Origin of the sequence: Brucella lupini (assembly GCF_002252535.1) — a bacterium.
GTDB classification, from domain to species: domain Bacteria; phylum Pseudomonadota; class Alphaproteobacteria; order Rhizobiales; family Rhizobiaceae; genus Brucella; species Brucella anthropi.
This window is the reverse complement of sequence record NZ_NNRN01000039.1, coordinates 68,351-92,656: the sequence shown is the minus strand read 5'-3', so window position 1 is coordinate 92,656 and position 24,306 is coordinate 68,351. Positions and strand designations below refer to the sequence as shown.

Here is a 24,306-nt window from a genome sequence, read left to right as displayed (position 1 = left end):
GGAGTATGGAGGGGAAGGTGCTGGCCCGGATCGCGGCCATTGTGTTCGTGGCCGTGGCCATCACGGCGGCGATCATCGAGATGTCGCGTGAGGAAGGCCCCGCGCCAGCACCTTCCGTCCCAGCGCTTCAGCCCGCCACCGATCCGCTGCGTCTGGAACAGCGGCGTTGCCAGGCATTGGGCGAGGCGGCGGCCAATGATGCCGACTGCCTCCGAACCTGGGCCGAGACCCGCGATCGCTTCCTCGGCAAGACACCCGCGCCAGCGACCCCCGCACAGAACGGGAGACCGTGAGCCATGGGCGGAACGGGGGTCATCGATAATTTTCTCGGCATCTTCACCAGCTATATCGACTCCGGCTTCGGCCTGCTCGGCGGCGAGGTGGCGTTTATCGCCACGACGCTGATCGTCATCGACGTGACGCTCGCCGCACTGTTCTGGGCCTGGGGCGCCGACGGCGACATCATTGCGCGGTTGGTGAAAAAGACGCTGTTCGTCGGCGTCTTCGCCTATCTCATCAGCAACTGGAACAATCTCGCACGGATCGTCTTCGAGAGCTTCGCCGGGCTCGGGCTCATGGCGTCCGGCACTGGCTTCTCGGTTGCCGATCTGCTGCGCCCCGGCCGCGTTGCCCAAACCGGGCTGGACGCCGGTCGCCCGCTGCTGGAATCTATTTCGGACCTGATGGGCTGGATCGCCTTCTTCGAGAACTTCATCCAGATCGCGTGCCTGTTGTTCGCCTGGGCGCTGGTGGTGCTGGCCTTTTTCATCCTGGCAATCCAGCTTTTCGTCACGCTGATCGAGTTCAAGCTGACCACGCTGGCCGGCTTCGTGCTGATTCCATTCGGCCTGTTCGGCAAGACCGCCTTCATGGCCGAGCGGGTGCTGGGCAATGTGATCTCCAGCGGTATCAAGGTGCTGGTCCTCGCCGTCATCATCGGCATCGGCTCCACGCTCTTCGGCCAGTTTACCGCAGGCTTCGGCGGTGCGACCCCGACAATCGACGACGCCATGGCGATCGTGCTGGCAGCCCTTTCCCTTCTCGGCCTCGGCATCTTCGGCCCCGGCATCGCCACCGGCCTCGTCTCCGGAGGCCCGCAACTCAGTGCCGGCGCCGCCGTCGGGACTGGCCTTGCGGTTGGCGGCGCTGCGATCGCAGCCGGTGGCGCGACCATGCTCGCGGCGCGGGGTGGCGCAGCCGCACTCTCGGGCGGGGCAGCACTTGCCCGCGGCGGTGCCTCGGCCGCCGGTGCGGCTTCGTCCGCCTATACCCTCGGCTCCTTGGGCGGGTCCGGCACGGCCGGGGTCGCCTCCGGCCTTGGCGGTGTGGCGCGCGCCGGAGCCTCCGCCGCCGTTTCACCACTCAAGCGCGCCGCCTCCCGCGCCAGCGACAGCCTGAAATCCAGCTATTCCGATGGTGCGAAAGCCGGATTCGCGGCATCCGGCGGCACGTCGACCATGGGCACCGTCGGCAGAGATTCGTCGCCTGCGCCGTCAACCCCCTCAACCCCTGATGGGCCGCCGGCCTGGGCGCAGCAGATGCGGCGTGGCCGGGCCATGAGCCACGGCGTCACGGCTGCTGCTCATGCTGTCCGATCCGGCGACAGCCACGGCGGCGGCTCCTCCGTCAGCCTTTCCGAAAGTGACCGCACATGAACATCTTCAAACGACCGACGACCCATTACGGCAAGGTGCCGGAACCCGAGACTCCCTATCAAAAAGCCGCACAGGTCTGGGACGAACGCATCGGCTCGGCCCGCGTGCAGGCGAAGAACTGGCGCTATATGGCGTTCGGCTGTCTGATCCTCTCGGCCGGCTTTGCCGCCGCGCTCGTCTGGCAATCGGCGCGTGGAACCGTCGTGCCCTGGGTGGTGCAGGTGGACAATCTCGGTCAGGCGCAGGCTGTCGCGCCCGCGAACGCCGATTATCGCCCGACCGATCCGCAGATCGCCTTCCATCTCGGCCGCTTCATCGAGCAGGTCCGCGCGATCCCGGCGGACGCGATCATCGTCCGGCAGAACTGGCTTCGGGCTTACGAGTTCACCACCGACCGGGGCGCGGCGGCCTTGAACGATTATGCGCGGGCCAACGATCCCTTCACCAAGGTCGGCCGCCAGCAGATCGCCGTCGAGGTGTCGAGCGTCATCCGGGCTTCGCCGGACAGTTTCCGCGTCGCCTGGACCGAACGCCATTTCGAGAACGGCCAGCTTTCCACGACCGAGCGATGGACCGCGATCCTGACTGTCGTGATCCAGCCCCCGCGCGATGCCGAACGATTACGCGCCAATCCGCTGGGAATCTACATCAACGCAATTTCATGGTCGCGGGAGATGAGCCAATGACCCGCACGACTTTCCGTAGAGCCGGTTTTCCGGTTTTCCGTAAACCCGCTTTCGCGGCTTTGCTGCTTTCCGCGACCATGTTGGCCGGCTGCGCGACCAACCGGACGCCGCAATTCAACTATGACGCCGACGTGCCGCCGCTGCCCACCGTGCAGACGGTCGCCACCGACGACCGGCCCCGGCCGCTTCACACGCCGCCGGCCTGGACGGTCGCGCGGGGCGGAACTGCTGCCAGCACTCCGGACGGCCGTGTCGAAAACGCCAATGCCGCCGCCCGTGTCGAACCTCGCCGTGAGGGCTATTACAACGCCATCCAGATTTATCCGTGGAGCGAAGGCGCGCTCTATCAGGTCTATGCGGCCCCCGGCCAGATCACAAATATCGCGCTGGCGCCGGGCGAAAGCCTGACCGGCGCGGGACCTATTGCGGCCGGGGATACGACACGATGGATCATTGGCGACACCGAATCCGGTTCGGGCGCGAACCGCCGCGTCCACATCCTCGTGAAGCCGACACGCCCGGACATTTCCACCAACCTTGTCGTGACCACCGACCGGCGCACCTACATGATCGAGCTGCGCGCGCGGGAATCGCTCTACATGCCTTCCGTCGCATGGGCCTATCCCGCGGCGCCGGCGGGAAGCCGTGCCACCACGCCCGCCGCGCCCATCATCCCCGCCGAGGCGGCGCGGAACTATCGCTACGGATTGCAGGTGCGGGGCGACAGCCCGCCATGGCGGCCGCTCTCCGTCTTCGACGATGGCCGCCGCGTCTATGTCATTTTCTCGCGCGGCATCGTGCAGGGCGAAATGCCGCCTTTGTTCGTCATCGGGTCGGACGGAGAAACGCAGATCGTCAACAGCCGTGTCCACCAGAATGTCCTGATCGTGGACCGCCTGTTCGGTGCGGCCGAACTGCGCCTTGGCAGCGGCGATCGGCAGCAAGTGGTCAGGATCGTCCGCATCAACCCGACGCAGGCCGCAGCAGAACCAGCCAGCACGACCACGGGAGGATCGTCGTCATGAGCGATACCGATACCGCCGCCCCCATGCGCCTGCGCGCCGAGCCGCCTCGTGTCACCCGCCTGTCCCGAAAGTTGCTGGCAAGCGTTGGCGCGGTCGCGCTTCTCGGCATCGCCGGAACCTTGATCTATGCGCTCCAGACCCGCGATGCGGGGCCGGGTGGCGGCGAACTCTATTCGACCGAAAACCGACCCACGGCTGACGGCCTCGCCGGTCTGCCGCGCGACTATACCGGCCCCGTCCTGGGACCGGCATTGCCGGGCGACCTTGGCCGTCCGATCCTCGACGCGCAGAACCGGGGGCAGCCAGTCGCGCCTCCGGCAATCACCACACCAGCCGTCGATCCCGAAGAGGAGCGCCGCCGCGCCGAGGAAGAGGCCGCGCGCTTGAGCAACGTGTTCTTCCAGTCCGGGTCGCGTTCTGGCGGGACAGCGGGAACGGCCATGCCAGGAATAGCCGGGATAGGCTTGCAGCCGGACGGCACAGGGCAGAACAGGCACGCGGCTTTCCTCAATAGCCCGGTCGACCGACAGACGGTTGCGCCAGATCGCGTCACGCCGCCGGCATCGCCCTACATCCTTCAGGCTGGAGCCGTCATTCCGGCCGCACTCATCACCGGAATCCGCTCCGATCTGCCGGGCCAGATCACCGCGCAGGTCACCGAAAACGTCTATGACAGCCCGACCGGCTCGCTGCTTCTGATCCCGCAGGGAACGCGCATCATCGGCCAATATGATGACGGCGTGACCTTCGGCCAGCGCCGCGTCCTGCTGGTGTGGAATCGCCTGATCCTGCCGGGCGGCCGCTCCATCGTTCTGGAGCGCCTGCCGGGCGCGGACGCTTCCGGTTACGCCGGGCTTGAGGATGGCGTCGATTATCACTGGTGGGATCTGATGAAAGCGGCAGGGCTTTCCACACTGCTCGCGGTCGGTACAGAGCTGGCGACCAGCGACGAGGACCGGTTGATCCGCGCCATTCGCGACGGCGCACAGGATACCGTCAATCAGGCCGGGCAGCAGATCGTCCAGCGCCAATTGCAGGTCGCGCCGACGCTCACCATCCGGCCCGGCTTTCCGGTCAGGATTATTGTGACCCGCGACCTGGTATTCGAGCCCGCAGGAGGTTGAGCATGACAAAACTGAAACTCGGTCCCATCGTCGAGGACAAGCCCGTCAAGGTTACGGTAGAGCTGCCGGGGCCGCTTCATCGCGATCTTGCGACCTATGCCGAGGTGCTGGCCCGCGAGACCGGCCAACCCGCCGCTGATCCTGTCAGGCTGATCGTGCCAATGTTGGAGCGCTTTATCGCCACTGACAGGGGGTTCACGAAAGCACGGCGCTCCGTCCTGTCTCCGAAGTCGCAGGTCTGACGGCCATTGCTTTCGCCAGACTGAGAAAGCGACGGAAGGCGGGATTGTCGTTGCTCGCCGACCAGACGGCCGAAAAGGGCAGAACCTCGCCGAGGATCGGTCGGTAAACCACACCCGGAAATTGTGCGACGGTGATGGCTTCGCTCACCAAAGTCAGCCCTCGGCCGAGGGCGACAAGCGGCACCAGATTATCCCGACCGACATATTGCACCTGGATCTCGGGATGCCTGCCGAGATCCGCCAGCCGCCGCACCAGATGATCGTAAATTTCCTGTCCCGGAGCAGTCTCGCTGACGATAAAGGACTCGTCGGCCAGATCGCGCCATACGACTTCCTCCCTGTTGGCTAAGGCATGATGGTCAGGCAAGACCACGAACACACGCTCCGACCACAAGAGGACGCGTTCGCAATCCGGCCAGTCTCGTGTTCCAGTGATGAAGGCGACGTCGAGATTGAGTTGCCGGATCGCTGCGACATGCTCTGCGGGGTTCCCGTCAGCCACTTCGATTCTCACCGCGCTATGTCGCCTGCCGTAAACTTCCAGCAACTCCGCCAAAAAGCCGGAAGCGATCGAGGAATAAATACCGATCCGGACACGTCCCTTTTCAGAACGACCTGCGGAGGCAACCTCTCGAGCGCCTTCTCCAACAGTCCTGATGACCCTGCGGGCGTGTACGAGGAATCGCTGGCCGGCATAGGTTTGCGATACGCCCCATGTATGCCGGTGAAACAAGGAGGCGCCAATCTCGTCTTCCAGCTTGGCAATGGACCGACTGATTGCAGCTTGCGACCGTCCAACCGCAGCTCCTGCTTTGCGAAAGCTGCCATGCTCGACCACAGCCACGAAATAGCGGAGATGGCGAAGCTCGACTTTATCCGAACACTTGACCCCTTTCCGCATTATGCGGCCACCTTGCTTCTGGTCGCCAACATCAATGTCTGGAGAAAGCCCAAACGAATCCGTATGTCGGCACCATCATCGAGGTCCGCGGCATCATCTGCATAAACGTACCCTTCCGCGATCAGCGAGCCGAATAATTTGTCGACGGACGAACGGTTCTTCGCTTGGTCCTTCATTTCTGCCGCCTTGCATTGACGAAACGGGTATCAAGCAAGATCGTGCAGCCTCCAACCATTGGAAGGTCAAGACCGAAATTGCTTAAGTCCCGGTCTTAACCGCAGCGTGAAGATTGCCGTGTCGGCGATAAGTGCTGCTGCCTGCTTCAACGAACGCATTAGCGGCCCGCTCTTCAGCGGTACAGGCATCACATCGCCAAGAAGCCTTGTTTGTCAGTCATCAAAGTGCTCCTCGTCGATGTGGGTTGCCATGTCGATCAGCATGTCGCTCACGTGACTGTCTGCCACTTCGTAGAAAACCTGCTTTGACCGACGCTCCCCCCTGACGAGCCGTGCACCTCTGAGCAGGCGTAAATGGTGGCTAACCAGTGTCTGCGACAGTCCCAGGCTCTCAACAATGTCGCCGACGGACTTTGGACCCGGCAGGCAAAAGAGCAGAATTCTCAGCCGTGTAGGATCGCCCAGCAGGCGAAAAGTCTCTGCCAGTACGGTTACGTCGTTCTGCGACAGGGACGGGGCTTGCTTCAACGTTCATGCTCCTGCTTGCTGTGGACATGCTCAGGCCCATGGTTGTGGTGATGCCCATCATGGTCGTGTCGATCCCCATGCGCGTGCCCCGTCAAGGCAGAGGCTTGCGACAGGCTGCACGCGTCCGCATCGTCATTCCAGTCGATGGCGATGGTCGGATGTTCGATCTTAAACTGTGACTTCAACTCACGCTCGACCGCGCGCATCACCGAGCGAGCATCGACATCGGCTTTCGGCCGCACATGTAGGGTGGCCAAGGTCCGCCCGGACGTGATCGACCAGACATGGATGTGGCTCACCGACGCCACGCCAGCGATGTTCTCGACAAGATGGCGTTCGATCTTCTCGGGCGTCGCGTTATCTGGCGCACCTTCAAGCAGGATATGTATCGACTTGCCGAGGAGATTCCACGCGGCGCGCAGGATCAGCAGGGAGACAAACACCGAGAGGATAGGATCGATCAGCGTCCAACCCGTGTACATGATCACGATGGCGGCTGAAACCGCTGCCACAGAGCCGAGGAGGTCGCCCAACACATGAAGGATGGCACCCTTGATGTTCACGTGCTCGGTATCTCCGCGCGTCAGAATCCAGAACACGAGAATATTGATGAGGAGCCCCGCAATGGCGACGCCAAGCATCGGACCCGCGAGGATAACATGCGGTTCCTGAAAGCGCTGCCAGGCTTCATAGACAATCCAGACGACGATCGCGAATAGCGTGATTGCGTTGATAAAACCGGCAAGGACCTCGAAACGCAGATAGCCAAAGGTCCGCTTGGAGTCTGCCGCCCGCCGTCCGAACCGAAAGGCGGCATAAGCTAGCGCCAGCGCAGCCGCGTCGCTCAGCATATGTCCAGCGTCGGCGAGCAGCGCCAGCGATCCTGAGATCAGACCGCCGATCACCTCCACGATCATGAACGTGAGGATCAGGAAGAACGAGAGAAGGACCTTGCGCTCATTATCGCTCGTGACGGTCGGCGCATGGGAGTGATCATGGGAATGGTCATCATGAGAATGACCATGGCTGTGTGAATGGGACATTTCAGGGCTCATGCGGTTGACATACAACACATGAATATGTGTTCATATGTTGTATGTCAACCGCTCCGCTTGCAATTCGTCCAAGCAGGCGTCTGCGCAAGGCCTACGGCGGGTAGCGCGCCACGGAACCGCGCCGTAGGCTTAATGACTATCCTGTCAATGGACAGCGATCGTGCCGGTAGAAACCTGTCCCCTCTTAGCGTTGACCAGAACCGCGGCAATGACTGCGGCAATCACGAGGGCAGCTCCAGCTCCCGCAAGCGCAAGACCATAACCGTGGATCAGCGCATCGCTGGCCGATCTCACTAGCCCGGCGTCACCCGTCTCCCGCCCGCGATAGAGGGCGGCGAGTGCACCCGGCAACCTGCCAGCCGTGGCAGAGACTGCGATGGTCGAAAGGACGGCCAGCCCCAAGGCGACGCCGATCTGTTGCGAGGCGTTGAAGAGCGCCGATGCGATGCCCGTCTCCTGTGTCTGCACGCCTTTGACGGCGGTCAGCGCCAGTGCAATCACGGCCCCCACGAAACCGAAAGCGGTGAGGAAGGCCGCGGGCATGAAGTGCCACATATAGTTGAGTTCCTGTCCGATATTGGCGAGCCAGAACAAGGCAGCGCCGCCTATTAGTGCGGCGGGCGCTGCCACCTCGCGCGGCGCAAACCGCGTGACAAGCTTGGAACTGACAATGGCCCCAACGATAATACCCGCACCGAATGGCAGGAACGCCAGCGCGGTCATGATCGGGCTGTAGCCGAGGATGTGCTGCAAATAGAGCGTCAGCAGATAGATCATCCCCATCGGACCGAAGCCCAGCAGCAGCATGGCGAGGTAGGAACCCGCCCGGTTGCGCTCCTTGAACAGACGTGGCGGCAGAAGCGGGTCTTTGCTGCGCGACTGCAAGATCAGGAACAGCGGCAGCAGGATCGCGGCGGTAGCGAACGAGGCGAGCGTGATGCTGTCCGTCCAGCCATGTTCGCCGCCACGGGTGATCCCATAGACGAGCGCGGCCATGCCCACAATGCTGGTGAGCGCGCCGGTGAAGTCCGGGCGGCCTTTGTGCAGTTCCGCCTCGACAAGCGTTCTTGACCCCGCCAGCACAGCCAGGCCGATGGGAATGTTGATGAAGAAGGCCCAGCGCCAGCCCAGCAGCCCCGTCAGCAGCCCGCCGAGGATCAGCCCGGCGATGATACCAAGGCCGGACATTGCTCCGTAAACGGCCATCGCTCCGTTGCGCGCCTTGCCTTCGGGGAAGGTCGTCGCGATCAAGGCAAGAGCATTGGGGGCCGTCAGCGCCGCACCCACGCCCTGTAGACCGCGTGACGCGATTATGCTCATGCTGTCCTGGGCAAGCCCGACGAACAGGGAAGCAATGGTGAAGATCGCCATGCCCGCCTGCAGCATGCGCCGCCGGCCATAGATATCGCCCAACCTGCCGCCGAACAGCAGCAGTCCACCAAAGGCGAGAACGTAGGCGTTGATCACCCAAGGCAGGCTCGCAGCCGACATTCCGAGTTCGTTCTGGAGTGTCGGCAGGGCGATGTTCGCGATGGTATCGTCAAGCACCACCATGAGCTGAGCCGTCGCAATGACGGCCAGCGGCAATGTCGTGCTTGCAGGTGACGAAGCCACCGGAGGCTTCGGCGTTTGGGGGGAGAGCGTAGACATCCGGAGTTCCTGTTATTTTTCATGGGGCGTTCAGATGTCGCAGACCCCTAATCCTTCCAACGGCTGGAAGGTCAAGAACAAATTGCTTCCCAAATCCGCTGAAACTTGATCTATAAGCCGATGAGCTGCACATCGCCCACATTTTGCATGCGAGAAGCGCCGATCAGGCAATGGCGATCAGTGGTCTAGCTGGCCATGACATGACCAGATTCGTCGTTCACGGACGGGCCGAGCGGCCTGGCGCGGCAGGAACGGGCGGCGGTCAGACGGTCCTAGCAGCAAATTCGCCGGAACAAGGTTCGTCTTGACATGCTTCCTTCCTGATCCATTGCACCCCAGATGGGGCTTCCAACAATGGGAAGGTCAAGGCCGCCTTGGCCGCGATATCATTTTTCCTCGTTGACCCTTGACCTTGCCAACGTGGCAAGGACCAGATTTGTCCGTGAACGCCCAACAGAGGAGAGTTCGCATGTTCCGATTCACTGCTCCCGACATGACTTGCGGCGGCTGCGCGCGCCGGGTCAACAACGCGCTTCTGAGCGTCGATCCGGCGGCTGATGTCACCACCAATCCACCCACCCGCGAAGTGACGGTCACCACGAAGGTGGACGAGCAGGTACTCCCCGCCGCCTTAACCGAGGCAGGCTATCCGGCCGAACGCAAGGACCAGTCGGCGGCCGCGTGAGGCTTCTGGGCGCGGTGGCGGCTCGGCTGCGCCCCTTCGTCTCCGCCATTCTCAACAGCTCGACTCGACGTGCAAGTACACTCAAGAACCGCTCCACCAGAGAAATGCGCCGGCGACAAAGAGATAGCGTGCCGCTTTGCCGATCGACACGAATATGAGAAAACGAGAAAGGTCAACTCGCAGTGCTCCTGCCACAACTGTCAGCGGATCGCCGATAATCGGCAGCCAGGACAAGAGTAGAGACCACACGCCATAACGTCCGTACCAATCTGATGCACGGCTAAATGACCTGTCGTCAATCGGAAACCAGCGATGGTCTCGAAACCCTGAGAGGAACCTGCCCAGCGCCCAGTTCACCAAGGAGCCGAGCACATTTCCTGCCGTTGCGACGCCCACTAGGGTGACGAGGTTGGCCTGTCCCATTGTTAGAAGAGTCAGGAGCGCTGCCTCGGACGACCCTGGTAGGAGGGTCGCCGACGTGAACGCGCTTACGAAAAGGGCGGCATATGCGACAAGATCAGTTCCGATGTCTGCAACCAATGCCGTGCTGCCTCGAAGTTCGTCATGCACGCCGGCTCTGCTCATCGACGCCAATAGCTATTCTCAATTCTCAAGTCTGGCGCCAGAGCTGTTTCGCTCCGGCGCCGCGCTGCTTACTGGTTCGATCCGGCGTAGACTATGCCGTTCGGGCGATCGCCGACCGGCACGGTCTTGAGCACTTCCTGGCTCGCCACGTCGATGATCGAAACGCTGTCATCGGCAATGTTCGTTACGAACACGAATGCCCCGTCAGCCGATGCCGAGACGCCGTGGGCGCCGCTCCCGGTGGTGATCGTCTCGATCACGTTTCCGGACTCAATCTCGATCACGGAGACCGTGTCGTTCGGTTCCGCCTCGGTGCCCTGATTGGCCACATAGACGTAGGCTCCATCCGGGGTGGCGAACATCTGGATCGGGTTCGGCCCGACGTCGATCCTGTTCGTCACCTCGCGGGATGCGGTGTCGATGACGGCCACCCGGTTCTCGTCTCGAAGAGAGACGTAGACCTGATCGCCCGAGGGCGTGAACCCGACCTGAACAGGCGCTGCGCCCACCGGAATGCGCGCAACCTCGGTCAGCTCCTGCGTGTCGATGACGGAGACCGAGCCGTCCTCGACATTGGCCACATAGAGCTCGCTCTCATCCGGGTTGAGGCGCAGCCCGTGCGGATAGGCTCCGGTCGTGATGTGCTCGATCACCGAAGCCGCTGCGAGATCAACGACCGCAATCTCGTTCCCGCCGGACAGCGAAACATAGGCGCGGCCGCTACGATCGGCGACGACATGCGCCGGATGCGCACCGACTTCTACAGTGCCGACGGGTTGTGACAGCTGCTGCGGATCGAGCACCACCAGAAGCCCGTTGCCGGCATCGGCATGTCCCTGGTCATCCGATCCGTGAGCGTGATCGGAGGCAGCGCTCCCGACGGCGAGCAACAGCCTCCCGTCCGGTGTCCGATCGACATTGTGCGGTGAGACTCCGATCTGCACCGTCTCGACCGAACCCGTGCCGAGTTCGATGGCGCTGATCGAATTGTCGCCCTCGTTGGCGGAGTACACGGTTCCGCCTGTCTCGACCAAGCCGGCAGGCTGCTGGCCGGCATTCCTGTCCAGCCACGCCTGCATTTCGGCGATCTCACGTTCCTGTGCTTCAATGATCTGAGACGCCCACTCTCTTGTCTGCGGGTCATCTCCGTATCGCTGCACGATCTTCGCCATGTCGACCGCACCCTGATGGTGCGGGATCATGCCCCGGATGAAAGCGACGTCCGGGTCCTCGGCCATGACGCCCTCCATCATCGGACCGTGCATCTCCTCCATCGCATCGACATAGGCCTTGGTGAAGTCGGCGACATCGGCGTCGGCTGGAGCCGACTCTCCGCCTTGGGGAGCGGCCATCCCACCGTGCATCATGCCGCCCTGCATCATCTGCTGCATGGCGTCCATGCACGCTTGGGGCATGGTCTCCATCATGGCCCGGCATTCCTTCGGCATGTCCTGCATCGAAGGCATCTGTCCTGAAGGGGACATGGAGGCAGGGGCCCGTTCCTCCTGGGCCTGCGGCGTCTGAGGGTGATGGGCGTCATGCTCTGCCTGCTGCGCCAGAGCAGCGCCGGAGACTCCCATCAAGAGACTGGCAGAAAGGGCAACTATTGTTCGGTACGTCATGGTTCATCCTTTGGCACCGGAGAGCCGCGTCTAATTTCTGGACGCGCGCCTACCGTGGCTTCGTCTGACTGTTTGCTGCTTGAGTGCCGAGAAGAACACCTCCCGGCCGATGCGTTCACTACGCAGGGGCGGTCAGACGCGGTGGTGTCAGGAGGACTGAAGGATTTCGGCCCAGATCGCTGGCCTGGAAACCGAGCAATGGCTCGCCGTCCGAGGATGGCATCACAGGCGGCGCCTCGGGTAGCAGGGCAACAATGGTGCAGAGCTGGCCGCAATCGCGGTCCGGCGCCGTTTCAGTGTGACAGCATCGTTCGTCCGCAGCCTTGCTTCGGTCGTCGGAGTAATTCGAATGGGCCTCATGCTGTGCACCCGCAACGGTCTGATCCTGATACGAGCCGTGTGTGCCCGGGCTGGCATGCGCCGCTGCCAGGAAAACAAAAGCGCTGAACGCAAGCAGCAGCAGGCCTGTCAGGAACTGGCGGAGCCAGTCGCCTTTCGATCCGAAAGCCGCAGTCGAGCTCCTGCTCATGGCTTGGCTTCTTTGTCGAGGTCGGGATGGAGAGTTGCCACGCACCAGATGACATCCTTGCGGCCGTCAGTATCCGAGCCCAGGCAACCAGAGCTCCTGACAAAGGCAGGGTCTGCCCCGCAGGCCCGGTTCTGGATCGGACTGATGGCGACCGGATGGATCATGAGCACCGTTCCACTCAGATCTCCCGCGCGCCGCGGAAACGCCCGAAGGTTTTCTGGACGGAAGGGCCGAACAGGAACACCTCGTATGGCTCGGGGACCACGCCGGGAAAGTCCATGCCGGGGGAGCCGGCGGGCATTCCGGGAACCGCAAGCCCTGTCGCGAGCGGGCGCGCGGCCAGGAGGCGGCGAAGCGCGGCGGCCGGCACATGTCCTTCGATGACATAGCCGTCCACTTCGGCCGTATGGCAGGAGTACAACGCCGCCGGGACGCCGAGCCGCTGCTTGAGGCTTTCGACCTCGCTCGATTCCACGACGCTCACCGGGAAGCCGGCCGCCTCGATATGCTCGACCCATGCGCCGCAGCACCCGCAATTCGTATCCTTGGTGACGGTCACCAGAGGCAGTCCTGCCGAGCGAACCGTTCCCGCCGTTGAGAGCAGGAGGGGGAACGCGGTGGCGCTGGCGAGGAAGGAGCGCCTGCTGATCATATGGATGGTTTGCATCTCAGTTCCTCCATCTGGGCCGCAACTTCGTCAAAGCTGGATCACCGGAAAAATACGTATTTGATCAAAGCGGCGGCGGTAAGGAGCACGAGCACCAGAAGAACGATGCCCCACATCATCCCGCCCGACATCATGACATTGCATCATGGCCTGTTCTGCCCTTCCGTCGCAAAGATACTCATAGCGGCCCCCTTCGCCGCAGACTTTGACTTAGCGCAAGGATGGGACGGTATCCGGGCTGTTGGCGCCACCATCGTCACCAATTTTTCCAGATGGAGGACCTTCGCCCACGTCAGCCTCCTACAATCTCGTGACCCGCAGCCGGGAGGCGTTCGCGATGACGCTCACCGACGACAGCGCCATGGCGGCGGCCGCGATGATCGGCGACAGCAGGATGTCGAAGAACGGGTAGAGCACCCCGGCCGCCACCGGCACGCCGAGCGCGTTGTAAATGAAGGCGAAGAATAGGTTCTGGCGGATGTTGCGCATGACAGCCTCCGAGAGCCGGCGCGCGCGGACGATGCCCGTGAGATCGCCCTTGAGCAATGTGACGCCTGCGCTTTCCATTGCCACATCGGTACCGGTGCCCATGGCGATGCCCACATCGGCCGCCGCCAGCGCCGGTGCGTCGTTCACGCCGTCGCCTGCCATCGCCACCACCTCGCCTGCCGCCTTGTGACGCTGCACGACCGCGCTTTTCTGGTCGGGCAGGACCTCGGCCTCGACCTCGTCGATGCCGAGCCGGCGGGCGACCGCCTTGGCCGTGGTCCAGTTATCACCCGTAAGCATGACAACGCGGATTCCCTGCGCCTTCAGCGCGGCAAGCGCCTCGGGCGTCGAGGGCTTGACCGGATCGGCGATGGCGAAGATGGCAGCGATGCGGTTGTCCACTCCCATGAAGATCGCGGTTGCCCCGTCCTCGCGCAGCCGGTCGGCCTCATCCGCCAGTGGGGCGACATCAACGCCTTGCTCGGCTAGGAACTTGGCATTTCCAAGGGGAATGCGCTTGCCTTCGACCGTGCCGTAGGCGCCTTTGCCGGTCGGCGAGTCGAAATCCGCGACCGGTGCGGTCACGATCCCCCGCTCCTCGGCAGCGCGAACGATGGCCAGCGCCAGCGGATGCTCGCTGGCCCGCTCCACGCTGGCGGCAAGCCGCAAAGCCTCGTCCTCGGTGAACCCCGGCGCCGGCACGATTGCGGTGACGGCGGGTCGTCCCTCGGTCAGCGTACCGGTCTTGTCGACTATGATGGTATCGACCTTCTCCATATGCTCCAGCGCCTCGGCGTTCTTGATCAGCACGCCCGCCTGTGCGCCACGCCCGACGCCGACCATGATCGACATCGGCGTTGCCAGCCCGAGCGCACAGGGACAGGCGATGATCAGCACGGAAACCGCCGCGATCAGACCGAAGGAGAAGCGCGGCTCCGGACCCCAGATCGACCAGGTTATGAAGGCAAGGATTGCGACCACGATCACCGCCGGCACGAACCAGCCCGACACCTGATCGGCGAGGCGCTGGATCGGCGCGCGACTACGCTGCGCCTCGGCGACGAGCTGGACGATCTGCGACAGCATGGTGTCGCGGCCGACCTTCTTCGCCTCGATCACCAGCGCGCCGGACTGGTTCATGGTGCCGCCGATGGCGGTGGCGCCGACCTCCTTGGTGACCGGCATCGACTCGCCAGTCACCATCGATTCATCGACGGCGCTGCGTCCTTCCAGAACTTCGCCATCGACCGGCACCTTCTCGCCGGGACGCACCCGCAGGCGGTCGCCGACCCGAACGGTGTCGAGTTGAACCTCCTCCTCGGTGCCGTCGTCACGAATGATCCGGGCGGTCTTGGGGGCGAGGTCGAGCAGCGCCCGGATCGCGCCGCTGGTGCTCTCGCGCGCCCGCAATTCCAACACCTGCCCGAGCAGCACGAGCACAGTGATGACCGCGGCCGCCTCGAAATAGACCGCGACCGAGCCGTCATGCTGGCGGAATGCATCTGGGAAGATGCCCGGCGCCAGCGTGGCGACGACGCTGTATATCCACGCCGTTCCCGTGCCCATGGCGATCAGTGTAAACATGTTGAGGCTGCGGTTGACGAGCGACTGCCAGCCACGCTGGAAGAACGGCCAGCCCGCCCAGAGAACGACCGGCGTTGCGAGGATCAGTTGCAGCCAGTTCGAGACCTGCTGCCCGATGGCATGAGTCAGCCCGAACAGATGCCCGCCCATCTCGAGAATGAACACCGGGATCGCCAGAACGAGGCCGATCCAGAAGCGGCGTGTCATGTCGATCAGTTCGACATTGGGCTCGGCCTCAAGGCTGACCAGTACCGGCTCCAGCGCCATGCCGCAGATCGGGCATGATCCGGGGCCGTCCTGCCGGATCTCAGGATGCATCGGGCAGGTATAGACCGTCCCCTCGAGAATCGGTACTACCTCCGCCGCCGCCGGATCGAGATAGCTTTCGGGCTCGGCCAGGAACTTCGCGCGGCACCCGGCCGAGCAGAAATAATAGGGCCGGCCCGCATGCTCGGCCTTGTGCTGGGCCGTGTGGGGATCGACAATCATGCCGCAGACCGGGTCCTTGACCTTGTGCGTGTCGTCCTGCGCGACGGCCCCGTGATCATGCGCATGACCTTGGGCGGAATGAGCGTGACTCTGATTCTGGTGATCGTGTTCGGTCTTGCTGGCCATTTTCACGCCTCCTCGGCGTCTTATCCTAAGCTTGCTCTTCGCCTATTCTGCGCCTTCCAACCGTTGGAAGGTCAAGAGGTGATCGGAATCCGGGGTTCCTGCCAATCAGTGATTGTCGTGGATCTTTCCGATGCTGGTCCGTTCTTGCCCCGTCTGAGACTGCATGATGTCAATCTCGGCCGCAGAGTCCTCGCCGTCGAGGCAGTATTCCTCGATCTGCAACGTCGAGAAGTAGATGTTGAAACGCTCGCGCAGGAGATTGCTTGCTTGTCGCAGCACCCGTTCGCCTTCCTGAAAGTCCCCAACGCAGACGTGGCTTGAGAATACATTGCGCCCGGATGTCAGACTCCAGGCATGGACGTGGTGCACGTCGGTAACCCCCTCTAGCTGCCGTATGGCCTCGATGGCGGCCTCCAAGTCGAGGTCTTCGGGCGTGCCTTGCAGCAGGATGTGCAATGCCTCGCGCATAATACCCCAGGAAGCCCAGAGCAGCAGCAGTCCGAAGGCCATGCCAAGCAGCGGATCGATGGCCACAAAGCCCGTGAATCGGATCACCAGCGCCGAGACGATGATGAGGAAGCTGCCGACGAAGGTCTGCAGGATGTGCCAATACGCACCCCGCATATTCAGGTTGTCCTTCTGGCGCTCGTACATGAGCCAGAGCGCGACAAGCTCGGTGGCGATGCCGCCCGCTGCGGCGATCAACATCGGCGTCGTGGCCAGTTCGATGGGCTCCATGAGGCGCATCGCGCCCATCCACAGCACGTAGAGAGCCATGGCGACGAGGAAGAGGCCGTTGAAGAGGGCCCCCAGGATCTCCGCCCGAATGTAGCCGAAGGTGCGCGAGGGGCTGGATTTTCGCTCACCCAGACGCATGGCGACCAGCGCAATGAGCACGCCGCCCACGGCCGAGAAGGTGTGGAAGGCATCCGACATGACGGCGACTGAGCCCGTCCAGATGCCGATCCCGAGTTCCACGATGAAGTAAAGGCCGGTAAGCCAGCCCGAAATGACGAGCGCTTTGCGATCACCACTCGCCGGCATGTGGCCGGCATGACCGCCGTGAGACATTGACATAGGGTTCACCTCCTTGTTGCACAGGAGGACGCCGGTGCCGGCGTCCTCCTGCCAGCACGCTGCCTATGCGCTGACCGCGAATTCGGTCATCATGCCTGTTTCAAGATGCGGCATGTGATGGCAATGCAGCATCCAGCGCGCGGCTTCTCCGGCATCGAGTGCCACGTCGACCATCGACATCGGCGGCACATACACCGTGTCCCGCTGCGCGCCCGTGACCGCACGTCCATTCAGCCCGACGACCTGGAACACATGGCCGTGGAGATGCATCGGGTGACCCATCATCGACATATTGTGGAAGGACAGCACGATCCGTTCGCCGCGCCTCGCGGTAACCGGGCGATGCTGGCCCCAGACGGCACCGTTGATCGTCCACACATAGGGCTGCATCGAGCCGCCCAGCATCACCATGTGGCTGCGGTCCACCGGCCGCTCCGGCAAGGATTCGGAAGCGATCAGGCGCGTCTCCTGCGCAAGGTCGGTGTCAAAGGCCGGTGCTTCGGTCTCTGCCAAAGCATCAATGTGCCGTATCTCGGCGCCCGGAGTGGCAAGGATCAGACCGGTGCGCTCCCGCGCGCCTTCTCGCAGCGCGAGGATCGGCCAGGCACCGCCCTCCGAAGGCAGGTCGATCTCAAGGTCGAGCCGTTGGCCCATGGCCAGACCGAACCTCGTGCCGGAGAGCGGCTGAACGGCATGGCCATCAACCGCGACGAGCCGGGCCTGCGCTTCGCCGGTGTCGAGCCAGAACACCGTCGCCGCAGCGGCGTTGATGACCCGCAGGCGGATACGCCCGCCGCGCTCGACCTGCACCACTTCCGGGTCCGAGAGCGTACGATCATTGGCAAGATAGGCGTCCCAGTCGTAGTCGTTGAGGTCCATCGTCATGCCGTCCATGGTCCCCATTCCCATCATGCCGCCCTTGGCGCCGTGATCCATGCCAGTCATCGGCATGTTTCCCATCGCGCCGTGGTTCATACCTGACATTCCGCCCGTGCCTGTGCCTGTGCCGCTTCCGTGATTGCCCGTGGCACCATGGCCGGACTTGATCTCCGCCATCACCTCTTCGGGTGCCTTGAATGAGAAATCATGCAGAAACAGTACCACCTCCTGCCGGTCAGCGGCGACATCCTCGGCGCTGCGCACGATCAGGGGCGCGGCCAGAAGGCGCATCTCGTGCAGCGGAACATGCGCGTGCATCCAATAGGTGCCGGGCAGCGGTGCGAAGTCATAGGCGCGAGTCTCGCCGGGGGCGAGCATCGGCAAGGGCATGTCGGGCACGCCATCCTGCGCATTGGGCGGGATCTGGCCGTGCCAGTGGATCAGTGTGGCGGTGTCGAGTTCGTTCGTTAGATCCACCCGGAACGGCATGCCGGGATCGAGTGTCAGGCCCTGTCCGGATGGCCCGGCAAGGCCCCAGACAGTGGCGGCGCGTCCGTCGATGTCGAGCGTGCGGCTGGCGGCGCGAAGCGATAGCGGCGTGGCGTCCTGCGCTGCCGCCATCCGGGGCACCTGAGCGTAGGCCAGCATGGCCGCGCCAGCGGCGAGAAAGCCGCGTCGTGAAAGGGTATTCATGGTCGTCTCCTCGGGACCGCAGTCCCGTTCCTCAAAGCTGTCGGAAGGCCGCGGGCCGAATGCCCGGGCGCGATCAGAGGAGACGGATCTTCGGAGGGCGTTCGTTCAGTCCGAGCGCCCGACCGGGAATGCTGGCATCAGGCGGCAGAACATAGGCGGTTGACGTGTATTGGTTTCCAGAACCACCGCTCGGTGATACGAGAAAGATTGAAAAACCTGCACAAACCAGTTCACAGGTTCCCGCATCCATGTCTGCCGATCCGCAGTGTTTGCTGGTGCATGCAGGCTCAATGCCGGCTGCAGAGTTTGTAATCTCGCCCACATGCACAGCCTGTTCCGGCGGTATGCTCATTCGTGCCGCGTGCGCGGAGAATGCCATCGTCATGACGGCGACGCCGATTATGGCAAGCATGGAGACAACGCGCGCAAACATACTGGAACGATAGGTACTACTCACCGGAATGTCTATTGCAAATGGTGTCGCACCACTGGCAAATCCTCCTTGCCATCTCGTGCGTTGCAATTCCTCGTTACTGAACATGCGTGCCATGCGAAAGAAGCTCCTAAATACATTCTGGGCAGGGTCGCTCCTCGCAGGTGCGATCGTGGCGACATTGGCTGGGTGGCATTACGCCCGTTCCGAATCCATCGCTGCGGCATCAGCGGAGGTCGTCGAGCAGGGCCGACAAGTCTATGCGGATCAATGCGCGTCTTGCCACGGTGCGAATCTCGAAGGGCAGCCGGACTGGCGCTCGCCGCCTCCCTCCGGTCGGCTGCCCGCACCGCCGCACGACGAGAGCGGCCACACCTGGCACCATGCCGATGAGATGCTGTTCCGCATCGTCAAGGAGGGTACAGCGGCCATCGTCGGAGGGAGCTATGAGAGCGACATGCCTGGTTTTGCCGATGCCCTGAGCGACGGCGAGATCCGGGCTGTCCTCGCTTTTATTAAGAGTACTTGGCCGGAACGAGAGCGCGGATATCAGGAGGAGGTCTCCCGCCGCCGCTGAGTTTCGGAGTCCCGCCTACGCGGGCAGTTGTTGACCTGCGAAGTCGGCATTGACCCGTCCCGTTTCCGGCTCATCCATCCTTGGGCCTCATTGAACGGATGATGTCCTAGTGATGCCGCTGACATTTTTTCGGAGGCACAGGAAGTTCTCCGATAGCCAGATAAGCTTGAGACAACGGCTTGTGCGAAGCTGCGACGCCGAGCCCTCGCGCATCAATCAGTTCAAGAGCCTGCAATAGCTTCTCGGCAACTTCCATGTCGCCGTCCGAACATGCCCGTTTGAACAGGTGCAGGATTTCGCCGGCAAGCGTCATGGCTATTGCTCCCTGGCACCGTGACCGCTTCTTTCCGCCTTCGCCGACACGACGGGCCTCGTGTGCTCGAACCTGTTCCCTGTCGCGCCGGAACGATCGCGGGTGTGTGTGGGGCTGGTCTCAGGGTCATCAGTCGTCGCCAACTCATCGATGATCGGGCAGTCCGGCCGGGCATTGCCCCGGCAGTTCTCGGCAAGGTGCTTGAGCGTCATGCTCATCTCCCTGAGTTCACGCGCCTTCCGTTCAAGTTCTTCGACATGCTCGAGCGCCACGCGCTTGACGTCCGCGCTCGCCCGGTCTCGGTCTCGCCAGAGCGCAAGCAGTTCCGTCATTTTCTCGACCGAGAAACCGAGATCGCGCGCACGCCTGATAAAACGCAACGTATGCACGTCCTTATCGGAGTAATCCCGGTATCCGCTATCCGTCCGCGACGCTTCCGCGATCAATCCGATCGATTCGTAGTAGCGGATCATCTTCGCCGAGACGCCTGATGCCGCCGCTGCTTTACCGATGTTCATCGCTGGTTCCTTTCTTCGACTTATGTAGGCGCTTCTTCGGGCGTAAAAAACACGTCCGCATGTATGTCCTCGCCGCGCAAGCCCAGTTCGCGAAGCATGATGCCGGAAGCATCGATCATGGCAGGCGGTCCGGCCATATATGCCTTCCAGCCATTGAGGTCCTGCACGTCACTCACGATCGCATCCGTTACCAGGCCGGTTCGGAAGTGATCGGATCGGCTCACCTCCGAAAGCACGGGCATGAAGGTGAGGTTGTCGTAGGTGCTCGCCAGAAGACTGAAATGATCGACGAGATAGAGATCACGTTCCGTCCGTGCCCCGAAATAGAGATGGATCGGCTGCCGCAGGCCGCTTGCCAGCGCCGTTTCGACAATCGACTTGATCGGCGCCAGTCCCGATCCGCCGGCGACCGCCAGAATTGGACCCGTATGCTGTTCGCGCAGAAACGAACTGCCGAGCGGCCCGCGAACCGAAACCTCGTCGCCGACCTTGAGTGACCTGGCGACGTGTTCGCTCGTCGCTCCACCGGGCACATGCCTGATGTGGAATTCGAGATGGTCTCGACCCGGCTGGTTCGCCATCGAATAGTCGCGCGCCGGAACGCCATCGAACGTCACCTGCGCATACTGGCCCGCCTTGAACGCGACGGCCTCTCCCGTTTCGACCTCCAGCCTGATTTGCCGGATGTCGTGGGTTGCGTCATCGATCGCGACAACCCGCGTGCGATAGGTGCGGACGGGAAGATCAAGCTGTTCTTCCTCCTCATCGAGCCATGCGACCGTGCAATCCGTGAGCGGCTGCGCGCGGCATGCAAGGATCAGTCCCTGAGACCGCTCATCGTCCGTCAGGGCAAAGCGCGTGTGCGGCAGAAGATCGACCTCGCCGCTGACCAGTCGGGACTTGCACGAGCCGCAGCGGCCCGAACGGCATCCATGAGGATATGCGATCCCTTCTTCTAGCGCTCTCTCCAGAATGGTTCGGCCATCCGGCACGTCGATGATGCGCCCCGCCTGCCGAATTTCGATTTGTCTTCCCATGACAATCTCCCTCAGGCGGCGCCCGATGACAGGGCTTCCGCCAGACGAGGTTTCTGGTCAGCAAAGGTGCCATAGAAGACCTGTTCGTTGACAATCGTGATCGGGGCAACGCGCACGCCGGTCCGCGCTTTCGCCTCTTCGGCGATCTGCGGATCTGACAGGTCACGCTCTTCGAATGGGACACCCTGGTCAGCAAGCCATCGCTTGACGGCATGGCAATCGGGGCAGGTTGGCGTGGTATACAGCACCACTGACGGAGTTCCCGTATTGGTCATCGCTTCATTCCTTTACATGTGGCGAGCCTGCCGAAGCAGGCTCGCCTGTTTCTCATTCCGCAGGCGCAAGTTCAGGCTGACGGGGCCGGACTGCGCCGCTTTCCGTCTGCGCGGGCGCGCGGAAGGTCTTGAGCCTCAGCGCGTTGCCGAGGACGAAGACGCTCGACAGGGCCATCGCGCCGGCGGCAAAGACCGGCGACAGCAGGATGCCGTAGGCCGGATAGAGCAGACCGGCGGCAACGGGGATCAGAGCCGTGTTGTAGGCAAAGGCCCAGAACAGGTTCTGCCGGATGTTGCCGATCGTCGCCTTGGACAGTGCGATCGCGTTCGGCACGCCTTGCAGGCTGCCCGACATCAGCACCACGTCGGCTGCCTCGATGGCAATGTCCGTACCCGTGCCGATGGCAAGGCCCACATCCGCTTCGGCCAGCGCCGGAGCGTCGTTGATGCCATCGCCGACGAAAGCGACCTTGCCATGCTGGGCTTTGAGGCGGCGTACAGCGTCGACCTTGCCGTCCGGCAGCACTTCCGCCACCACCTCGTCGATCCCCAGCCGAGCCGCGATGGCTTTTGCCGTGCGGGCATTGTCGCCGGTGATCATCGCGACCTTGAGGCCGAGATCGTGCAGCGCCTTGATCGCTGCGGGCGTCGTCTCCTTGATCGGATCGGCCACGGCGATAATCGCCGCGAGCTTGCCGTCGATGGCGGCATAGAGCGGTGACTTGCCCTCATTGCCGAGACGTTCGGCAATCTTGGCGAAGGCAGCTACGTCGTGGCCGAGGTCTGCCATGTAGCGGTCAGCGCCAATCTCGACTTGGCTGCCGCCGACCATGGCCTTGACGCCGAAACCCGTCACCGACTCGAAGTCCGACACGGCCGGCAGCGGGATGTCCTCCCCGGCGGCCGCATCCACGATCGCACGGGCGATCGGATGCTCCGACTTCGCTTCGACGGCCGCAACCAAACCGAGGACATTTGCCCGGTTGAATCCGATGGCCAGTTCCAGATCGGTGAGCGCAGGCTTGCCTTCGGTCAGTGTGCCCGTCTTGTCGACGGCGACGACCCTGGCGTCCTTGAGCAGCTGCAACGCTTCGCCCTTGCGGAAGAGCACGCCCAGTTCCGCACCGCGGCCCGTGCCCACCATGATCGAGGTCGGCGTCGCCAGACCCATGGCGCAGGGGCAGGCGATGATCAGGACGGCGACGGCATTGACCAGAGCGAAGGTCAGCGCGGGCGACGGGCCGAACCACATCCATGCGGCGAAGGTGAGGATCGCTACCGCAAACACCGCCGGCACAAAATACATCGTGACCTTGTCGACCAGCGCCTGGATCGGTAGCTTTGAGCCTTGCGCTTCCTCGACCATGCGGATGATCTGCGACAGCACCGTGTTGCCGCCGACCGCCGTCGCACGGATGGCAAAGGCGCCCTTCTGGTTCACCGTTCCGGCCACGACCTCGCTGCCATTCGTTTTGGACACCGGGATCGGTTCGCCCGTGATCATCGATTCGTCGACATAGCTCTGGCCTTCGATGACCTCGCCATCCACCGGGATGCGATCGCCGGGACGAACCTCGACGATGTCTCCCGACAGCACGGCGTCGATCGGCAGTTCGATCGTCTTGCCGTCCCTGCGCACGCGCGCCATCTTGGCCTGAAGGCCGACGAGACGCTTGATCGCCTCGGAGGTGCGTCCCTTGGCACGAGCCTCCAGCAAACGGCCGAGCAGGATCAGCGTAACGATGACGGCGGCAGCCTCGAAATAGACGTTCACCGTTCCGGCAGGCAGGAAACCGGGCGCGAAGGTCGCGACCAGCGAATAGCCATAGGCGGCGAGCGTGCCGACCGCGACCAGCGAGTTCATGTCGGGGGCGAGCCGCCACAGGGCGGGCAGCCCCTTGTCGTAAAAGCGGATACCCGGAACGAACAGGACGATGGTCGTCAACACGAACTGGATATACCAGTTCGTCTGCATGCCGATGGTTGAAGCGATCAGGTCATGCATGCCCGGAATGACGTGTGAGCCCATCTCCAGGATGAAGACAGGCACCGTCAGCACCGCCGCGATGGTGAAATCGCGGGTCAGTTCACGACGTTCCGCTTCCTTCTTTTCGGTACGATCATCCGTCTCGCCCTGGCTGGTTCCTGCCGCCGTGGCGATCACCCTGGCGTCGTATCCCGCGCCCTCGATGGCAGCCACCAAAGCCGCCGCATCGGCGCTGCCCTGGATCGTGGCCTTCTCGGTCGCGAGGTTGACGACGGCATTAGTGACGCCGGGTACGGCCTTGAGCGCCTTTTCGACGCGTCCCACGCAGGATGCGCAGGTCATGCCCTCGATCGCCACTTCAAGCGAGGCTGCCGTCGGCGCGGAGAAGCTTGCCGCAACCTCATAGCCTACATCCTCCACGGCCTTGACGAGAGTGGCAGGATCGACCGCAGCGTTCGTGGTGATGCTCGCCTTTTCGGTCGCCAGATTGACGACCGCATCGGCGACGCCAGGCACGGCCTTGAGGGCTCTTTCGACACGACCTACGCAGGATGCACAGGTCATCCCCTCAATGGGGAGTGATATCGTTCCAGACAGGTCTGTTGCTCGAACGGGGGCATTCATAGCCGCCTCCTTTTTTGTCCCGAAATTCCAGTTCGGACAGAAGATGGGATTTCCAACCATGGGAAGGTCAAGAGG

Annotated in this window: 26 protein-coding genes; 8 read left to right on the top strand and 18 right to left on the bottom strand. The window is 62.9% G+C overall.

All coding sequences use genetic code 11. The features are described from left to right. The first annotated feature begins 5 nt into the window (after positions 1-5). From trbK-alt to CES86_RS08200, 6 genes are read left to right on the top strand one after another with little or no spacing between them, the layout of a single operon-like run. A complete protein-coding gene (gene trbK-alt, locus CES86_RS08225; RefSeq protein ID WP_012092660.1) occupies positions 6-293 on the top strand; it encodes a putative entry exclusion protein TrbK-alt in 288 nt (95 codons plus the stop codon). A 3-nt stretch (positions 294-296) separates the two neighbouring features. After that, positions 297-1,655: a P-type conjugative transfer protein TrbL gene (gene trbL / locus CES86_RS08220; protein ID WP_012092661.1), complete on the top strand. Its 1,359-nt coding sequence runs from the start codon at positions 297-299 to the stop codon at positions 1,653-1,655. Then, positions 1,652-2,341 carry a conjugal transfer protein TrbF gene (gene trbF, locus CES86_RS08215; RefSeq protein ID WP_012092662.1) on the top strand — a complete coding sequence of 230 codons (690 nt, stop codon included), beginning with the start codon at positions 1,652-1,654 and terminating at the stop codon, positions 2,339-2,341. Before trbL ends, trbF begins: the two co-directional genes overlap by 4 nt. Then, on the top strand, positions 2,338-3,366 hold the full coding sequence (trbG, locus tag CES86_RS08210) for a P-type conjugative transfer protein TrbG (protein WP_012092663.1): 1,029 nt from the start codon (positions 2,338-2,340) through the stop codon (positions 3,364-3,366). The genes trbF and trbG overlap by 4 nt, the downstream gene beginning before the upstream one ends. Further along, positions 3,363-4,490, top strand: coding sequence for a TrbI/VirB10 family protein (locus tag CES86_RS08205; RefSeq protein ID WP_012092664.1), 1,128 nt, complete (start codon positions 3,363-3,365; stop codon positions 4,488-4,490). Before trbG ends, CES86_RS08205 begins: the two co-directional genes overlap by 4 nt. Positions 4,491-4,492: 2 nt before the next feature. Then, on the top strand, positions 4,493-4,732 hold the full coding sequence (locus tag CES86_RS08200; RefSeq protein WP_012092665.1) for a DUF2274 domain-containing protein: 240 nt from the start codon (positions 4,493-4,495) through the stop codon (positions 4,730-4,732). Here the strand turns inward: CES86_RS08200 and CES86_RS08195 are convergent. From CES86_RS08195 to CES86_RS08180, 5 genes are all read right to left on the bottom strand, one after another. Continuing rightward, positions 4,686-5,633: a LysR family transcriptional regulator gene (locus tag CES86_RS08195; protein ID WP_012092666.1), complete on the bottom strand. Its 948-nt coding sequence runs from the start codon at positions 5,631-5,633 to the stop codon at positions 4,686-4,688. The two genes, CES86_RS08200 and CES86_RS08195, sit on opposite strands and share 47 nt — an antisense overlap. Next, positions 5,633-5,809 (bottom strand): hypothetical protein, encoded by a 177-nt coding sequence (locus CES86_RS27480; protein ID WP_012092667.1) that lies wholly within the window; start codon positions 5,807-5,809, stop codon positions 5,633-5,635. The genes CES86_RS08195 and CES86_RS27480 overlap by 1 nt, the downstream gene beginning before the upstream one ends. 213 nt (positions 5,810-6,022) lie before the next feature. Next, a complete protein-coding gene (locus CES86_RS08190) occupies positions 6,023-6,337 on the bottom strand; it encodes an ArsR/SmtB family transcription factor (protein WP_012092668.1) in 315 nt (104 codons plus the stop codon). After that, complete coding sequence (locus tag CES86_RS08185) at positions 6,334-7,380, bottom strand: cation diffusion facilitator family transporter (protein WP_034658511.1); 1,047 nt, start codon at positions 7,378-7,380, stop codon at positions 6,334-6,336. Before CES86_RS08185 ends, CES86_RS08190 begins: the two co-directional genes overlap by 4 nt. A 156-nt stretch (positions 7,381-7,536) precedes the next feature. Next, on the bottom strand, positions 7,537-9,042 hold the full coding sequence (locus CES86_RS08180; RefSeq protein WP_012092670.1) for an MFS transporter: 1,506 nt from the start codon (positions 9,040-9,042) through the stop codon (positions 7,537-7,539). 469 nt (positions 9,043-9,511) lie between these two features. Between CES86_RS08180 and CES86_RS08175 the strand changes: the two genes are divergently transcribed. Next, a complete protein-coding gene (locus CES86_RS08175) occupies positions 9,512-9,727 on the top strand; it encodes a heavy-metal-associated domain-containing protein (RefSeq protein WP_012092671.1) in 216 nt (71 codons plus the stop codon). Positions 9,728-9,808: 81 nt separating this feature from the next. Here CES86_RS08175 and CES86_RS08170 read toward each other — a convergent pair whose 3' ends face one another. From CES86_RS08170 to CES86_RS08135, 8 genes are all read right to left on the bottom strand, one after another. Further along, on the bottom strand, positions 9,809-10,312 hold the full coding sequence (locus CES86_RS08170; protein ID WP_012092672.1) for a YqaA family protein: 504 nt from the start codon (positions 10,310-10,312) through the stop codon (positions 9,809-9,811). 68 nt (positions 10,313-10,380) lie between these two features. Then, positions 10,381-11,769, bottom strand: a complete 1,389-nt coding sequence (gene copM, locus CES86_RS08165; RefSeq protein WP_197465310.1) for a CopM family metallochaperone — start codon at positions 11,767-11,769, stop codon at positions 10,381-10,383. A 283-nt stretch (positions 11,770-12,052) separates the two neighbouring features. Continuing rightward, on the bottom strand, positions 12,053-12,463 hold the full coding sequence (locus CES86_RS08160) for a hypothetical protein (RefSeq protein ID WP_028034404.1): 411 nt from the start codon (positions 12,461-12,463) through the stop codon (positions 12,053-12,055). A 178-nt stretch (positions 12,464-12,641) separates the two neighbouring features. Then, a complete protein-coding gene (locus CES86_RS08155) occupies positions 12,642-13,130 on the bottom strand; it encodes a DUF411 domain-containing protein (RefSeq protein WP_012092675.1) in 489 nt (162 codons plus the stop codon). 300 nt (positions 13,131-13,430) lie between these two features. Next, positions 13,431-15,818, bottom strand: coding sequence for a heavy metal translocating P-type ATPase (locus CES86_RS08150; RefSeq protein WP_012092676.1), 2,388 nt, complete (start codon positions 15,816-15,818; stop codon positions 13,431-13,433). Between the two features lie 105 nt (positions 15,819-15,923). Continuing rightward, positions 15,924-16,895 (bottom strand): cation diffusion facilitator family transporter, encoded by a 972-nt coding sequence (locus tag CES86_RS08145; RefSeq protein WP_012092677.1) that lies wholly within the window; start codon positions 16,893-16,895, stop codon positions 15,924-15,926. A gap of 63 nt (positions 16,896-16,958) precedes the next feature. Beyond that, positions 16,959-18,467, bottom strand: a complete 1,509-nt coding sequence (locus tag CES86_RS08140; protein WP_012092678.1) for a multicopper oxidase family protein — start codon at positions 18,465-18,467, stop codon at positions 16,959-16,961. Between the two features lie 73 nt (positions 18,468-18,540). Continuing rightward, a complete protein-coding gene (locus CES86_RS08135) occupies positions 18,541-19,017 on the bottom strand; it encodes a hypothetical protein (protein WP_197057541.1) in 477 nt (158 codons plus the stop codon). On the opposite strand from CES86_RS08135, the gene CES86_RS08130 reads away from it, so the two are divergent. Beyond that, positions 19,016-19,477 carry a c-type cytochrome gene (locus CES86_RS08130; protein WP_028034407.1) on the top strand — a complete coding sequence of 154 codons (462 nt, stop codon included), beginning with the start codon at positions 19,016-19,018 and terminating at the stop codon, positions 19,475-19,477. The two genes, CES86_RS08135 and CES86_RS08130, sit on opposite strands and share 2 nt — an antisense overlap. 106 nt (positions 19,478-19,583) lie before the next feature. Here CES86_RS08130 and CES86_RS08125 read toward each other — a convergent pair whose 3' ends face one another. Genes CES86_RS08125 through CES86_RS08105 form a run of 5 tightly spaced genes read right to left on the bottom strand, consistent with a single transcriptional unit; the run spans position 19,584 to position 24,231 of the window. Next, positions 19,584-19,790, bottom strand: a complete 207-nt coding sequence (locus CES86_RS08125) for a hypothetical protein (protein ID WP_028034408.1) — start codon at positions 19,788-19,790, stop codon at positions 19,584-19,586. Positions 19,791-19,792: 2 nt separating this feature from the next. Continuing rightward, a complete protein-coding gene (cueR, locus tag CES86_RS08120) occupies positions 19,793-20,308 on the bottom strand; it encodes a Cu(I)-responsive transcriptional regulator (RefSeq protein WP_012092680.1) in 516 nt (171 codons plus the stop codon). Positions 20,309-20,328: 20 nt separating this feature from the next. Next, positions 20,329-21,345 carry a 2Fe-2S iron-sulfur cluster-binding protein gene (locus CES86_RS08115; protein ID WP_012092681.1) on the bottom strand — a complete coding sequence of 339 codons (1,017 nt, stop codon included), beginning with the start codon at positions 21,343-21,345 and terminating at the stop codon, positions 20,329-20,331. 11 nt (positions 21,346-21,356) lie between these two features. Beyond that, a complete protein-coding gene (locus CES86_RS08110; RefSeq protein WP_012092682.1) occupies positions 21,357-21,620 on the bottom strand; it encodes a glutaredoxin family protein in 264 nt (87 codons plus the stop codon). A 52-nt stretch (positions 21,621-21,672) separates the two neighbouring features. Next, on the bottom strand, positions 21,673-24,231 hold the full coding sequence (locus tag CES86_RS08105) for a heavy metal translocating P-type ATPase (RefSeq protein WP_094514151.1): 2,559 nt from the start codon (positions 24,229-24,231) through the stop codon (positions 21,673-21,675). Positions 24,232-24,306: the final 75 nt, after the last annotated feature.